Source organism: Alteripontixanthobacter muriae (assembly GCF_013336795.1).
GTDB classification, from domain to species: Bacteria; Pseudomonadota; Alphaproteobacteria; order Sphingomonadales; family Sphingomonadaceae; genus Pseudopontixanthobacter; species Pseudopontixanthobacter muriae.
This window is the reverse complement of record NZ_JAAFZT010000006.1, coordinates 60,950-75,055: the sequence shown is the minus strand read 5'-3', so window position 1 is coordinate 75,055 and position 14,106 is coordinate 60,950. Positions and strand designations below refer to the sequence as shown.

Below are 14,106 nucleotides of genomic sequence, written 5' to 3'. Positions count from 1 at the left end.
TGGTGCTCACCGCCTTGCTGGCGGGGTGTGCCGCGAAATCGATGCCGCCACTGCCGCTGCCTGAGCCAGTATCGGAGCCAGCGCCCGTCCGCCCCGCGGCTGTCCTGCCAAAGATGGAGCAGGCGCGATCTGCTGTCCGTTCCATCCTCGTGGACAAGTCAGACCGGGTACTGGTGCTGTTCGAAGGCGAGCAGCCGATCCGCATCTATCGCGATCTTCAGTTCGGCGATGCGCCTATGGGGCACAAGCAGTTCCAGGGAGACGAGCGTACTCCGGAAGGGCGATACCGAATCGACACCCGCAATCCGCGCAGTGCGTATCATCTGTCTTTGCGGATCAGTTATCCCAATGCGCAGGACCGTGCCTTCGCTAACGCGCAAGGGCGTTCGCCGGGCGGCGACATTTTTCTGCATGGCCAGCCGAATGGATTTGACGGAGAGCGCATCGAAGGCGACTGGACGGACGGCTGCATCGCGCTGAGCAATCAAGAAATTGCGGAGCTCTGGCACCTTGTTCCGGACGGCACCCTGATCGAGATCCGGCCCTGAACCGAACGCTTGACTGGTCAGCAATGCGTTCTAGTGATGTTCCATCTTGGCGGGGGTGAGTGAATGGGGCAGGCAGGTTTTTCCTATGGCGACGGGGACCATGGCGAGGCGTCCAGGCGCGCCGCGAGCGTAGAGATTTTCTCTGATCGTCCGGGTGTATGCGCCACTCTGTCAGGTGATTTGGAGGCTGCCGGACTTCAGGTAATCAGTGCGGGTCAATCTGCCGACCTGAATGCTGCAGACATGCGCGCGCGCGGAGATATGATCCTGATCGACTGCGCAGAATGCGATACCGCGATGGCCGGATCGCTGGCGCAGATCAGTGAGCAGGCTTCCCGAACAGGTGCGCAACTGGCGGTGGCCACGTCGTTGGACTTTCTCGACACGGTCTATGCCGCCAGCGGAGCGGACGCCACTCTGTTGGTCGACCCGAGCCGGTCGGACTGGATGGTGACCGTCGGTCAGATGCTGGCTCGCGTAACACCCGCCAAGGTGCGCGAGATGTCGGATGAAGACCGTCTGAGCCTGCTGCGCCTGACCGAGCAGGTGAGCCAGATCGCTCTCAAGCTGGATCGCATGACCGAGGGAGGCGGAAGCGGCAGCCGCGCCTTTAACTTTGAATCCCCCGGCAGCGAATATCGCGGCGAGGATGCAGACGGATCAGACCGGCTGGTCCGTTCAAGCAAGCCGCCATTGCCGGATCCGCGCCTGCTCCGCCGCATAATCCGCCAGCGGCAGTTGCGCGCGCGCTTCTTTGACGGCGATCTGTTTGCTGACCCGGCCTGGGATATCCTTCTGGACCTCACGGCGGCGCGGGTCGAGCATCTGCGGGTTTCCGTCACTTCGCTCTGCATCGCATCCGGCGTTCCCCCGACCACGGCGCTTCGCTGGATTTCACAGATGGTCGATGCCGGCCTGCTGGAGCGGGTGGAGGATGAAACCGACCGCCGCCGCGCCTTTATCGCACTGACCGACAAGGCCGCCGACAATATGGCGCGCTATTTCGTGGAACTTGGCAAGGATGCCGTTCGCACGATCTGATCGGCTCAATATGTCAGTATGATCGTCAGCCCCGGCGAAGCTTCATCCGGATTCCGCGCGTCGTAATCGGCCAGGGTGCGGCGCACGGCGTCGGCCCTAGCACGGACGAGGATCGGCTCGGGGATCTCGGGCGCGAAGACGACCACATCGGCTTCGCCTAACAGACGGGCCTGCCGCAACGTCAGGTCGTCCGGGTCGGTGCTCGTCAGCTTCAATACCTCAACGCGATCAGTCTCGGGCGCCGCAGTACCCGCAAGCCATGCATCGACTTCGTCGGCGGAGTTCGCCTGCAACGGATCGAGCGCGCCGCCCGGTGCAAGAGCCGCATCCAGGGCCTTGCGCCTCTGATCTGCCTGGGGAAAGCGCGCGCGCATGTCCTCGCGAGCTGCCGACAATGCCTCTGCCAGTCGCCCCAGTGACTGCGGCAGCGTCGTCTCCAGCCTCAGGCGTAGATGCTTGGCCAGCCCCGCCGACGCACCCGAGGTGCCGATGGCGATCTGCACCGGTTCGCGGTCCAGCACGCTCGGCAAGGTGAAGTCACAGAGGTCGGGCCGATCCGCGACATTGACCAGCAAACCATGTGCTTTCAGCCGCCGCGCAGCAATTTCGGCGGCGCGTTCGTTTTCCAGCGCTACGAAACCCAGATCGGCATGATGCGCTTCGGTTTCGCCGCAGCAGATGCCACCGGCCCGCTCTATCAGCCGCCGTTTCGCATCGGCCATGTCGCCGTCGCCGATAATGACGACGCGTTTGCCGGTGATCCGGTGGAACAGCGGCAGCGACAGCATCAGAGCCAGTCCGGCACGTTCTCGGCTGCCATGATGCTGGCTGCCTCGAGGCGATCCGCCACGACCGCGAAGCGATCGCCATCCACCAGCACCTCGGGCACAAAGCCGCGGCTGTTGTAGCTGGAGGCCATGGTCGCGCCATAAGCGCCTGCGGTGCGGAAAACTGCCAGATCGCCGGCTTGCAGACGATCGCAATGGCGCCCTGTCGCGAAAGTGTCGCCGGTTTCGCAGATCGGGCCGACGATGTTGGCGGTCATCATCTCGCCGCCGGGTGTGACGGCAGCGAAGTCATGCCATGAACCGTAAAGCGCCGGGCGGGCGAGATCGTTCATGGCGGCGTCGACAATCAGGAAAGGGTCATTCAATCCGCGCTTTACCCGGATGATCCGGGTCAGCAAGACACCGGCATTGCCGGCAATGACACGGCCTGGCTCGAAGCTGAGTTTTACGTCCCAATCGCGCGTAATCCTCGCGACCATTTCGCCATATTCGGCCGGGGTAGGCAGCACCTCACCCGCCTTGTATGGCACGCCCAATCCGCCGCCGAGATCGACGTGGCTTACCGCCAGGCCAGAGGCACGCAATTGCCTGAGCAGCGCACCGATCTTGCCGAATGCGGTCTCCAGCGGTTCCAGCGAGCTAAGCTGGCTGCCGATGTGGATTGCCAGCCCGCGCATGTCGAGGCCGGGCAGGGCGGCAAGCTCGGCATGAAGGGCGGGGGCGTCCGGCAGCGGAATGCCAAACTTGTTGTCTGCCTTGCCCGTCGAGATCTTGTCGTGGGTACCTGCGTCCACATCGGGGTTGATGCGCAGCGCACAGGGCGCTTTCTGACCGCGAGCAGCCGCGATAGCCGACAATTCGCGCGCTTCCTCGCCTGATTCCAGATTAAACTGACCGATACCAGTATCGAGGCCGAAGGTCAGCTCCGCCAGTGTCTTGCCGACGCCCGAAAAAACGATGTCGGCAGGAGCCATGTCGGCTTTAAGGGCGCGAGCCAGTTCGCCGCCGGAGACCACATCCGCGCCATAGCCTTCGCGCTGTAGCACCTTCAACACGGACAGATTGGGATTGGCCTTCACGGCAAAGGCTATGTGCGGATCGCCCAAGGGAGCCAACGCGTCGCGGAAAACCCGCGCATGGCGCACCAGCGTGGCGCGCGAATAGACATAGACGGGCGTGCCGACCTGCTCTGCAATGTCGACGAGAGAGACATCCTCGGCGTGCATCACGCCGCCCCGCATTGAAAAATGATCCATGTTGTCCTGTTATTCTGAATTCATTCGGGGGGCAGGTCGAAGGGGTCTTCCTCGCGCACTTCCGAACGTTTTCGCAATTCCACGCTGCGTTCGGGCGCAGCCTGGGGGTCAAGTTCCAGCAATTCGTCGGCATCGGGCCGCGTGTGTGTGCCGAAAGGCGCGACCGGCGGGGTAGCGCCGGGCGCGGGCGTCAGAATCGTCTTCTGCCCGCATCCGCCCAGCAGCAGCATCGCCATTCCGGCGCAGAGCACAGTCCTTGCGACTTGTCTCACAACTCGTTCTCCAATGCCTGCCGTGCCTCGGCCACGCGCAGTCTTACCTGTTCCGGCGCGGTTCCGCCATGGCTGGAGCGTGCGGCCACCGATGCTTCCACGGACAAGGCCCCGAAAACCCGTTTGTCGATCCTGCCGTCGATTGCCTGCAACTGGTCGAGTGTGAGTGCGTCCAGCGCCTTGTTCTCCTGCTCTGCCAGCCGCACGGCAGCGCCGGTGATGTGATGCGCCTCGCGGAAGGGAATGTCGGCTTCGCGCACCAGCCAGTCGGCGAGGTCGGTCGCGGTGGCATAGCCCAGTTCCGCAGCCTGCCGCATTCGCGCAGCGTCGAACGCAGCATCGGCGACCATGCCGGTCATTGCGGCGATGCACAGGCCCAGAAGGTGGTGTGCCTCGAACACCGGCGGTTTGTCGTCCTGCATGTCCTTCGAATAGGCGAGCGGCAGGCCCTTCATCGTCATCATCAGCGACATCAGGCAACCGGAGATGCGCCCGGCATGCCCGCGCACAAGTTCGGCGGCATCCGGGTTCTTTTTCTGCGGCATGATCGAACTGCCGGTGGACAGGGCATCGGGCATGCGGACGAAGCCGAAAGGCTGGCTGGCCCAGAGGATCATCTCCTCCGCCAGGCGCGACAGATGCAGGGCGCACTGGCTGGCCGCCGTCAGGTAATCGAGCGCGAAATCCCGATCGGATACGGAGTCTAGGCTATTCGCCGTCGGCCGGTCGAAGCCTAGTGCAGCGGCAGTGGCCTCGCGGTCGATGGGAAAGCCCGTCCCGGCGAGCGCGGCGCAGCCGAGCGGACTCTCGTTCAGGCGCACGCGCGCATCGGCGAAGCGCGAACGGTCGCGGCGGAGCATCTCGTAATAGGCCATCAGATGATGACCCAGCGTGACTGGCTGGGCCGTCTGCAGATGCGTAAAGCCGGGCATGATGGTGTCGGCATGTTCGCTTGCACGGGTCACCAGCGCCCGCTGCAATCCCGCTATGCCCGCATCCATCTCGTCTATCGCGTCGCGGACCCACAGGCGGAAGTCCGTCGCCACCTGATCGTTGCGGCTGCGCGCCGTGTGCAGGCGACCCGCCGCCGGGCCGATCAGTTCGGCAAGGCGGCTCTCCGTGGTCATGTGGATGTCCTCGAGATCCCAGTTCTCGGGCACGCCCTCGGCTTCATATTCGGCGGCGACGCGGTCGAGGCCGGTCGAAATGGCCTCCGCATCCGCCTTGCTGACGATATCGCAATCGGCGAGCATCGCGACGTGGGCCTTGCTGGCGGCGATGTCCTGCCGCCACAATGCCTTGTCGAAGGGAATCGAGGCGTTGATTTCGCGCATGATCGCGCTAGGTCCATCGGCGAAGCGTCCGCCCCACATCGTGTTTGCCCGGGCGCCCGCTTGCGATCCGGAGGTTGCCTTGCCCTGTTCCCTGTCGTTCAAACTGTTCGCCTCGCTCGCGCTGGTTGCCGGCCTTGCCGCGTGCGATAGTCAAGGTGGGGAAAGCGCGCAAGAACAGGCCGAATTGCGCGAAGGCAACCAATCCTTTGCAGGAGAGGTAGACAGGAGCGGGGCAGGCGCGCTGATGCCGGCTGTCGGACTGACCAACCCCGATGGGCGCACACTCAACCTGGGTGCGCTGCAGGGCACGCCGGTTCTGCTGAATGTCTGGGCCACCTGGTGCGCGCCTTGCGTGCGGGAAATGCCGTTGCTCGACGATCTGGCAGGCGATTACGACGGCGAGATGCGGGTGATCGCCGCCAGCCAGGATCTGCAGGGGGCGGAAAAGGTCGTGCCTTTCTTTGAAGAAACCGGGCTGTCGAACCTCGAACCCTGGATCGATTCCGAAACCCAGCTGAGTTTCGCATTCGGCGGGCAATTGCCGGTCACCATCCTCTATGACGCACAGGGGCGGGAGGTCTGGCGGATCCTCGGAGAATATGACTGGTCTTCCGAAGAAGCGCGCGCGCTGATCGAGGAAGGTCTGGGCAGAAATGCTGCCTGAATGTGCGATGTCGGTGAATGGTGGGCGGTGACGGGCTCGAACCGCCGACCCTCTCGGTGTAAACGAGATGCTCTACCAACTGAGCTAACCGCCCGTGCCGATTCCGGCAGGAGCCGCGTGCATAACGACTGGCGGCGGTAAATCAATCATCTATCGCTTCCGGGCATGAGCTTTTTCAACCCCAATTAGGTGAAAGGCGCGAGCGGCGGTGGAATTGACCCCGCTGCCCCGCTACGAGACCGCTCATGACGAAACATTTTCTGGTACTCGGCACGGGCGGCACCATCGCTGGCAGCGCTGGTTCGGCAATCCGTCGCGATTACCGGCCGGGCCAGATCGCTATCGACGACTTCCTCGGCAGTGTCGCGCCGCTGGGTCTGGAGGCGCGACTCTCGGGCCGGCAGATCGCCAATATGGGGTCGGAGGATATCGGGTGGCCGGTCTGGCACAAGCTGCACACGGCCATAGTTCAGGCAATGAAAGATCCCGAGTTCGATGCGATCATCGTCACCCACGGCACCGACACGGCGGAGGAGACGGCGTTCCTGCTCGACCGCACCTTGCCCAGCACCAAGCCAGTCATCATCGTTGGCGCCATGCGCGCGGCAGACGCCGTTGGCAGCGACGGCCTGCGCAATTTCGCGAACGCCATGCAGGTCGCCGGCGATCGGCACGCGCCAGGGCGGGGCGTGATGGTCGTGATGAACGATTTCGTACATTCGGCCCGCGACGTCCGGAAGGCGCATACCAGCGGCACGGATGCGTTCAGGGGGTTTCCCCGCGGGCCGATTGCGATGGTGACGCCCAGTTCGCTCGAATGGTTCGGCGAACCCTGGCGGCGGGGCGAGGAGGCGCGCTTTGCTTTTCCCGAACGGCTCCCAGAGATCGCGATGCTCTACGCCTTCGCCGGAATGGAGCCGGTGCTTGTCGAGCAGGCGGTTGCCACTGGCGCGAAGGGTATCGTGCTGGCGGGTTTCGGAACTGGCAACATGCCGCAGACGATCCGCGCCGCCCTGAGCGAAGCGGCAGCGGCGGGGCTGTTGGTGGTGCGGTCCACCCGTGTCGACGAAGGACTCGTCGACATCGAACCCGATGACGCGGCCTGCGGCTTCGTTGCCGCGCGCGCTCTCAATCCGCAGAAGAGCCGTATTCTCTTGCAATTGCTGCTGGCGGACGGGATCGCCGACCCCGCCCGCGCACAACAGGAATTCAACCGCCGGTAATCAGCCTCGCGGCTGCGTTCAGCCGTGCGGCGTGACGAGGTACTTCTCGCCGGTCTTCATCTGCCGGTAATCGAGCGCCGCCTCCCTCGTCAGCATCTCTTCCAGCGTGACCTTGCGCTTGTAGCTGCTGGCGAAAGTGGTGGTCAGATTATCGAGCACGCGCTTGCGCATACGCCCGACGGTTTCCATCCCCGCCTGCTGCAGGAACGGTGTCAGCAACCAGCCCGACAGTGTCCAGCCGAACCCGTACGCAGGCGTCAGGATCGTGGGGCCGAGGTCCAGCCGGCCGTAGATATACATCTTCTTCGGCTGATCGGATCCATAGCGGCTGAACTCCTTCATCTTCGCTGCCGCAACCTGCTCCATCGCCTTGAAGCAGCTGTCCACCGTCTTGCCGCCGCCGATCGGGTCGAACCCGAAATATGCGTCGGTTGCATCGATTGCGCTGCGAAGCTGGCTCATGAAATCGTCGTCCGAAGAATTAACGACATGTTCTGCCCCCATGCCCTTCAGCAGGTCGGCCTGGTCCTGCTTGCGGACGATATTGACCAGTGCAAGGCCATCTTCCTGGCAGATGCGGTTCAGCATCTGGCCGAGATTGGAAGCGGCGGCGGAATGGATGATCGCCTTCTGCCCTTCCATCCGCGCGGTTTCGGCAAAGCCAAGCGCCGTCATCGGATTGACGAAGGCCGAGGCCCCATCGGCAGCGGAATGGTCGCCCAGCGGCAGGCACATGGCCGCTTCGGCCAGCGCATATTCGCTGAAGGCTGAACCGGGAACGCAAGCAACCCGCCGCCCCATCAGTGCCTGCGCCATGTCGCTGCTTCCCGCGGCAACGACGATGCCTGCGCCTTCGTTTCCGACCGGCAGGCGTTGTCCGTGGCGACCCTTCGCACCCGACAGGAACGGCTCCGGCATGTCGGCGACGATCTTGCCATTAGAAAACTCGGCACTTTCGAGATCGGCGGCGCTGAACAGCAGGGCGAGATCGGACGGATTGATCGGCGCCGCTTCCATCTTCACCAGCACCTGGCTGGGGCGGGGATCGGGAAAGGTGTTTTCCGCCACCTCAACCGTCAGCTTCCCATCGGCCGAGAGGGTGGTGAAGATCTGCTTGCCTGTCGTGCTCATACTGCTTCTCCTGTCATGTTGCGTCATCGTCCGGATAATCTGCCTTCACGAAATACAGACCGTGAGGCGGAGCGTTGAGGCCCAATCGCTGCCGGTCGCGCGCGGCGAGGGCGGCGGCGATGTCCTCTTCTTTCCAGCGTCCCATGCCGACGAGCGCGATGCAACCGACCATCGACCTGACCTGGTGATGCAGGAAGCTGCGCGCTGCTGCCTCGATCAAGATTTCTTCGCCTTCGCGGCGGACATCCAGCCGGTCGAGTGTCTTGACCGGGCTTGCCGACTGGCAGTGAGCGGAACGGAAAGTCGTGAAATCGTGCCGTCCGACCAGCGCCTGGGCAGCCCGGTGCATGGCATCGGCGTCCAGCGGCGGGGCAAGGTGCCACATTCGTCCCTTGCCAAGCGCGAGCGGCGCGCGCCGATTGGCGATGCGGTAAAGATAGCTCCGCCCGAGGCATGAGAAACGCGCGTGCCAGTCTTCCGGCTTTTCCTCGCAGGCGATCACAGCCACCGGATCGGGCCGCAATTTGGCGTTGATGGCTTCCATCAGGCGAAAGGGCGCGAAAGGCTTCTCGACATCCACATGCGCCCGCATGGCGAGGGCGTGGACGCCTGCATCGGTGCGTCCGGCGACATGCAAGCGGACTTCCTCTGCGGTGACGGCAAAAACCGCTTCTTCAACGGCCTGCTGAACGGTTCGGCCATGTGCCTGGCGTTGCAGCCCCATGAAAGGCGCGCCGTCGAATTCCAGGGTGAGTGCGAAACGGGCCATGCTGGTCGCGGCGCTGGCCCAATTCGTCGCGGGAGGCAAGGGCAGGCTGGAACCCGGTACCCTCCACGAACGTAAATCTCCTGAAACCAAAATCAGGAAAAGCACATGAAACTAGACGGAAAAAACATCGCCATTCTCATCGCGCCCAAGGGCACGGAAGAGCCGGAATTCACCAAGCCGAAGCAAGCGGTCGAACAGGCCGGCGGCAAGGTCACCGTTCTCAGCTTCGAAAGCGGCAAGGCGCAGACGGTGAACAACGATCTCGACAGTGGCGGCAGCTACGACATCGACAAGACTTTCGATCAAGTTTCGGCCGAGGATTTCGACGGCATCGTCATTACGGGCGGGACGGTCGGCGCGGACAAGCTGCGCGGCAATGACAGCGCAGTATCCTTCATCAAGGCCGCCTTCGCAGGCAAGAAATCGGTCGCGGCGATCTGCCACGGCCCATGGACTCTGGTCGAGGCAGACCAGGTCAAGGGACGCAAGCTGACCAGCTATCCCACTTTGCAGACCGATATACGCAACGCAGGCGGTAACTGGGTCGACCAAGAAGTCTGTGTCGATCAGGGCCTGATCACCAGCCGCAACCCCGACGATCTACCCGCCTTCTGCGACAAGATCGTGGAGGAGTTCTGCGAAGGCGAACATGCGAAGCAGGCTGCGAACGCCTGATCCGATCGCACATCCGGCGGGGGTCAGCCGACCAGCACTCCCGCCGGTACCGCCTTGCCGCGAAGGAAGGCATCTGTCTCCATCGCCGGCTTGCCTGCCCGCTGTAGCAGCGTCGGTCGCAAGGCAGCGTGGCCGCAGGCAATAGTCAGCTGGTCGTCCAGTGTGTGGCCCGGTTTACCTTCCAATCCGACCACATCGGCCTTCAGAACCTTGATGCGTTCGCCGTCCAGCGTGAACCATGCACCCGGAAACGGCGCGAAGGCGCGCACCTGCCGTTCCAGCGCTTCTGCCGCCCGTGTGAAGTCGATCTGCGCTTCGGCCTTGTCGATCTTCGCGGCATAGGTGGCTTGCGCATCGTTCTGTTCGATCGCCCGTAGCGCCTCGATGTCGATCAGGGTGCCGACCAGCAGTTGAGCGCCTACTTGCGCCAGTTCTTCGGTCAACTCGCCCGCGGTTTTCCGGTCCGTCTGCACGCGCGCTGTGGCCAGCATCGGTCCCGTGTCCAGCCCGGCTTCCATCTGCATGATCGTGATGCCGGTCACCGCATCGCCTGCCAGGATTGCACGCTGAACAGGTGCCGCCCCGCGCCAGCGCGGCAGCAGGGATGCGTGCACGTTGATACAGCCCAGCCTCGGCGCGTCGAGGACCGCCTGCGGCAGGATCAGTCCGTAAGCCGCAACGACAGCAATGTCGGCTTCCAGCGCAGCCAGATTCTCCTGTGCCTCCGCATCCTTCAGCGTAGCCGGATGGCGAACGGGAATGTGACGCCGTTCCGCTTCGACCTGGATGGGGGAGGGCTGCACTTTCTTCCCACGCCCGGCCCGACGCGGCGGCTGCGTATAGGCGGCAACGATCGTGTGCCCCGCATCGTGTAGCGCCGCCAGCGTCGGCACGGCGAAGTCCGGGGTTCCCATGAAGATGATGCGCATTTTCGGTGGCGGCCTTTCCTAAACCCAGCGCGAGCCCTATCTGCCTGTCCATGGCATCGCAAGAGATCGACACGCTGGCATCCGCGCTGGCCCGATTGCCGGGGCTGGGGCCGCGTTCCGCCCGGCGGGCAGTGCTCTGGCTGGTCAAACGCCGCACCGGCGCTCTGCTGCAGCTCATATCAGCGCTGGAAACCGTTCGCGACACGCTGGTCGAATGCGACATCTGCGCCAATGTCGATACGCAGAACCCCTGCGGCATCTGCGCCGACCCGAAGCGCGACCGTCACTCGCTCTGCGTGGTGGAGGATGTGGCCGACCTCTGGGCGCTGGACCGGGCGCGGCTCTTCACCGGGCGTTACCATGTGCTCGGCGGGAAGCTGTCGGCGCTCGAAGGCGTTCGCCCCGAGGATCTCAACATCGCCGCCCTGATCGAGCGGGTCTCCGACCGCGACGGCGACAATCGGGTGGACGAGGTGGTGCTCGCCATGAACGCCACTCTGGAAGGGCAGACCACCGCACATTACATTGCCGAACGCCTTGAGAACCTGCCCATTCGCCTGACGCAGCTTGCCCACGGGCTGCCGGTCGGCGGTGAACTTGATTATCTGGACGAAGGCACTCTGGCCCAGGCGCTTCGTGCCCGGCGCCCCATGGCAGGCTAGGCCGCTCGCCATCCCTGCTTGCGATGGCGGACGGCAGCTCCTATCTGGAGCCGCATGGCCATACGCGAAATCCTGGAAGTGCCGGACCCCCGGTTGAAGACTGTCTCCAAGCCGGTCGAGAAGTTCGACGACGAACTCCGCACGCTTGTCGATGACATGTTCGAAACGATGTATGACGCACCGGGCATCGGGCTGGCGGCAATCCAGGTCGGCGTGCCGCTACGGGTGCTGGTCATCGATCTGCAGGAACCGGACGGCGATGCCGAGCAGCCGGAAGCCTGCCATGTCGAGGCCTGCGATCACGATCACCGGCCGGTGAAGAACGACCCGCGCGTGTTCATCAATCCCGAGATCATCGACCCGGCTGCCGAACTCACGACATATCAGGAAGGCTGCCTCTCGGTGCCCGAGATCTACGCCGATGTGGACCGGCCGAAAAGCTGCCGGGTCCGCTGGCAGGATCTGGACGGCACAATGCATGAGGAGGCGATGGAAGGCCTGCTCGCCACCTGTATCCAGCACGAGATGGACCATCTCGAAGGCATTCTGTTCATCGACCACCTTTCGCGCCTGAAGCGGCAGATGGCGATGAAGAAGCTGAACAAGCTGCGCGCCTACGCCTGAGCAGGGCTGCGCTTCGCTGTTGAAAAGGGGCTCCGCAGGTCGACTGCGGAGCCCCTTTCGTTTCCAATCATGATCAGGCGGCGTCGAGCATGCCTTCGCGCGCCTTGATCACGTCTTCCATGACCTCACGGCACATGCGTTCGGCGCGGCGGCAATGGTCGTTGTCGTGCTTCGCGCATTCTTCGGCGCAGACCTTTACCGAAATGATTACCGCTTCCATCAGCGACTTAATGACGGTGACATTGCCCGCGGTGCGGCGGCTGGCGATGCGGTAGAACGCTTCGCACAGATCGGACGCATCGGAACAGCGGCGGATGCAGGACCGCATGTCGCCTTCCTCTGCATTGCAGGCGTCGGCGCAGCTGTTCAGGATCGCGGCACCATACATGGCGTGCTTGATCGCTTCGCCAAGCTGTTCGTTGTAATCGGACCCGACTTGCGGGTGGTCCTGGATCATTTCCTTGATCGACATTCATGCATCTCCGTAATTGATGAGCGTGTGCTGTTGCAGCGTGCAGCGGGCAGGCTTGTTCCGCTTTTGTCACGATGATGGCTTGCGCCAGTTCATGTTCCAGCTATGTTCCGGCCATGACACTGACTGCTACCCTCATTGCTATTTTCGCTTTGCTGCTGGGCCTGAGCCTCGGCTGGTATTTCGCTTCGCGTCCGGTTGCCGAATGGCGGGAACGCCACGCTTCTCGCGATGCCGAAGCCCGCGATCTGGACGAGAAGTTCCGGCGCGCAGTGATTGATCTTGAAAATGCGAGCGTTCGGGCGGGCCGAGCCGATGATCTGGAAAAGCGATTGCAGGAAAGCGAAGCCGCGCGAGGAGAGGCGAGCGGCGCAGTGGCAGGACTGCGCAGCGAAGTCGCCGAGCGGGAGAAAGCCGCCGGGCTGCTCCGCGCCGATTTCGATCGCCTGAATTCCCGCTACGAAGCCGAGGTAGAAGGGCGGCGTGCTGCCGAGAACGCCCTTTCATCCCTGCGCAGCGAGTTGGACGAGCGTGAGAAGGCCTTCACCGCCCGTCTTGCCGACCGGGAGGAGCAATCGGCCCGCGAACTGACCCGGCTTGTCGCAGCGGAAGAGAAGCTGCAGGCAAAGTTCAATGAAATTGGCGAGAAGCTGCTGACGGGCGCGCAGGCAAAATTTCTCGACACGGCGCATGGGCGGCTCGAGGCGCTGAACAAGGAAAGCCTCGCTGCACTGGAGAAGAAAGTTGGGCCGGTCGGAGAGACGCTGGAGCGTTATCGCAAGCGGGTAGAGGAACTGGAGAAAAGCCGCGTCACCGATTTCCAGCAATTGCACGGCGTGATCGGCGAAGTGCGCGCCGGGCAGGAACGGGTGATGGAAGGTGCGAACCGGATCACCACTACCCTGCGCGGCGCGACCAAGGCGCGGGGCGACTGGGGCGAATTGCAGCTGGAGAACCTGCTCGAAAGTTGCGGTCTTTATGATCAGGCCGATTTCGATTGCCAGGTGACCGTTGCGGGCGAGGGCGGTCTGCTGCGCCCCGACGCGGTTATCAACATACCGGGTGGGCGGCGCCTGATCGTGGATGTGAAAAACGTATTTAACACTTACGCCCGCGCGAACGAGGCGGAGAGCGACGAGGAACGCAACGCCCTGCTACGCGCCCACGCGCGCGAATTGCGCGGGCATATCGATGATCTGTCGGGCAAGCGCTATCAGGATCATGTAAAAGGCTCCGCCGATTTCGTCGTCATGTTCATACCAGGCGAACATGTTCTCTACGCGGCATTGACTCAGGATGCCGGGCTGCTGGACTATGCCCTGCAGCGCAAGGTTGTGCTGTCCTCGCCGCTCAATTTCATGTCCATCGCGCTGACGATCGCGACCGTCTGGCGCCAGGCGGGCGTACAGGCGGATGCAGCCGAAATCGCGACGCTTGGCAAGGAATTGTACGACAGGCTGGCGGTGGTTGCGGGCCACATCGCGCAATTGCGCAAGAGCCTGCAATCCACGAACCAGCATTTCGACAAGATGGTAGGCAGTTTCGACACCAACCTGCGCCGGACTGGCGAACGTTTCGAGGAATTGTCGGTCGACACATCGGCCAAGGAATTGCCCGAAGCGCCGCCCTTAAACACGACACCGAGAGCGCTGGTCAATTTTGCGCCGTCAGGCAGTGAGGGGGCCGAGGGCTCCATAAGCTCGGCTGCGGAGTAAACA

At 63.3% G+C, this 14,106-nt stretch carries 16 protein-coding genes and 1 tRNA gene; 8 read left to right on the top strand and 9 right to left on the bottom strand.

Translation table 11 applies throughout. From position 1 onward, the window contains the following. Nucleotides 1–2: 2 nt before the first annotated feature. Both G7A66_RS02775 and G7A66_RS02770 read left to right on the top strand, forming a co-directional pair. Nucleotides 3–548: a L,D-transpeptidase family protein gene (locus tag G7A66_RS02775; RefSeq protein WP_332310473.1), complete on the top strand. Its 546-nt coding sequence runs from the start codon at nt 3–5 to the stop codon at nt 546–548. A gap of 63 nt (nt 549–611) precedes the next feature. Next, nucleotides 612–1,589, top strand: a complete 978-nt coding sequence (locus G7A66_RS02770; RefSeq protein WP_174294185.1) for a winged helix DNA-binding protein — start codon at nt 612–614, stop codon at nt 1,587–1,589. Between the two features lie 5 nt (nt 1,590–1,594). Here the strand turns inward: G7A66_RS02770 and G7A66_RS02765 are convergent, their stop codons facing one another. The 4 genes from G7A66_RS02765 to argH are packed head-to-tail and all read right to left on the bottom strand — an operon-like array spanning nt 1,595 to nt 5,278. After that, nucleotides 1,595–2,377, bottom strand: coding sequence for a precorrin-2 dehydrogenase/sirohydrochlorin ferrochelatase family protein (locus tag G7A66_RS02765; RefSeq protein ID WP_174294184.1), 783 nt, complete (start codon nt 2,375–2,377; stop codon nt 1,595–1,597). Further along, a complete protein-coding gene (gene lysA / locus G7A66_RS02760; protein ID WP_174294183.1) occupies nt 2,377–3,633 on the bottom strand; it encodes a diaminopimelate decarboxylase in 1,257 nt (418 codons plus the stop codon). Before lysA ends, G7A66_RS02765 begins: the two co-directional genes overlap by 1 nt. Before the next feature lie 20 nt (nt 3,634–3,653). Beyond that, complete coding sequence (locus tag G7A66_RS02755; RefSeq protein WP_408609230.1) at nt 3,654–3,905, bottom strand: hypothetical protein; 252 nt, start codon at nt 3,903–3,905, stop codon at nt 3,654–3,656. Then, nucleotides 3,902–5,278 carry an argininosuccinate lyase gene (argH, locus tag G7A66_RS02750; RefSeq protein ID WP_174294182.1) on the bottom strand — a complete coding sequence of 459 codons (1,377 nt, stop codon included), beginning with the start codon at nt 5,276–5,278 and terminating at the stop codon, nt 3,902–3,904. Before argH ends, G7A66_RS02755 begins: the two co-directional genes overlap by 4 nt. A 40-nt stretch (nt 5,279–5,318) precedes the next feature. On the opposite strand from argH, the gene G7A66_RS02745 reads away from it, so the two are divergent. Beyond that, nucleotides 5,319–5,903, top strand: a complete 585-nt coding sequence (locus tag G7A66_RS02745; protein ID WP_232366599.1) for a TlpA family protein disulfide reductase — start codon at nt 5,319–5,321, stop codon at nt 5,901–5,903. Nucleotides 5,904–5,921: 18 nt separating this feature from the next. Here G7A66_RS02745 and G7A66_RS02740 read toward each other — a convergent pair. Continuing rightward, a tRNA-Val gene (locus G7A66_RS02740) sits at nt 5,922–5,997 on the bottom strand. Nucleotides 5,998–6,148: 151 nt separating this feature from the next. Between G7A66_RS02740 and G7A66_RS02735 the strand changes: the two genes are divergently transcribed. After that, entirely contained in the window at nt 6,149–7,126 is a 978-nt protein-coding gene (locus tag G7A66_RS02735) for an asparaginase (protein WP_174294180.1), read from the top strand. An 18-nt stretch (nt 7,127–7,144) separates the two neighbouring features. Here the strand turns inward: G7A66_RS02735 and G7A66_RS02730 are convergent, their stop codons facing one another. Both G7A66_RS02730 and truA read right to left on the bottom strand, forming a co-directional pair. After that, nucleotides 7,145–8,257: a zinc-binding dehydrogenase gene (locus tag G7A66_RS02730; RefSeq protein ID WP_174294179.1), complete on the bottom strand. Its 1,113-nt coding sequence runs from the start codon at nt 8,255–8,257 to the stop codon at nt 7,145–7,147. Between the two features lie 13 nt (nt 8,258–8,270). Further along, nucleotides 8,271–9,026: a tRNA pseudouridine(38-40) synthase TruA gene (gene truA / locus G7A66_RS02725; RefSeq protein WP_174294178.1), complete on the bottom strand. Its 756-nt coding sequence runs from the start codon at nt 9,024–9,026 to the stop codon at nt 8,271–8,273. 105 nt (nt 9,027–9,131) lie between these two features. Here truA and G7A66_RS02720 point away from each other — a divergent pair, with 105 nt between their 5' ends. Further along, nucleotides 9,132–9,701, top strand: a complete 570-nt coding sequence (locus G7A66_RS02720; RefSeq protein WP_174294177.1) for a type 1 glutamine amidotransferase domain-containing protein — start codon at nt 9,132–9,134, stop codon at nt 9,699–9,701. A 23-nt stretch (nt 9,702–9,724) separates the two neighbouring features. Here G7A66_RS02720 and fmt read toward each other — a convergent pair whose 3' ends face one another. After that, entirely contained in the window at nt 9,725–10,630 is a 906-nt protein-coding gene (gene fmt, locus G7A66_RS02715; protein ID WP_174294176.1) for a methionyl-tRNA formyltransferase, read from the bottom strand. A gap of 50 nt (nt 10,631–10,680) precedes the next feature. Between fmt and recR the strand changes: the two genes are divergently transcribed. Together recR and def are read left to right on the top strand one after the other, a co-directional pair. Continuing rightward, nucleotides 10,681–11,292: a recombination mediator RecR gene (recR, locus tag G7A66_RS02710; RefSeq protein ID WP_174294175.1), complete on the top strand. Its 612-nt coding sequence runs from the start codon at nt 10,681–10,683 to the stop codon at nt 11,290–11,292. A 54-nt stretch (nt 11,293–11,346) separates the two neighbouring features. Beyond that, nucleotides 11,347–11,916 carry a peptide deformylase gene (gene def, locus G7A66_RS02705; RefSeq protein WP_174294174.1) on the top strand — a complete coding sequence of 190 codons (570 nt, stop codon included), beginning with the start codon at nt 11,347–11,349 and terminating at the stop codon, nt 11,914–11,916. A gap of 73 nt (nt 11,917–11,989) precedes the next feature. Here def and G7A66_RS02700 read toward each other — a convergent pair whose 3' ends face one another. After that, the gene (locus tag G7A66_RS02700; RefSeq protein ID WP_174294173.1) at nt 11,990–12,388 is read right to left on the bottom strand and encodes a four-helix bundle copper-binding protein; all 399 of its coding nucleotides are present in this window, start codon (nt 12,386–12,388) and stop codon (nt 11,990–11,992) included. 116 nt (nt 12,389–12,504) lie between these two features. Between G7A66_RS02700 and rmuC the strand changes: the two genes are divergently transcribed. Then, the gene (gene rmuC / locus G7A66_RS02695) at nt 12,505–14,103 is read left to right on the top strand and encodes a DNA recombination protein RmuC (RefSeq protein ID WP_174294172.1); all 1,599 of its coding nucleotides are present in this window, start codon (nt 12,505–12,507) and stop codon (nt 14,101–14,103) included. The last annotated feature ends 3 nt before the right edge of the window (nt 14,104–14,106 follow it).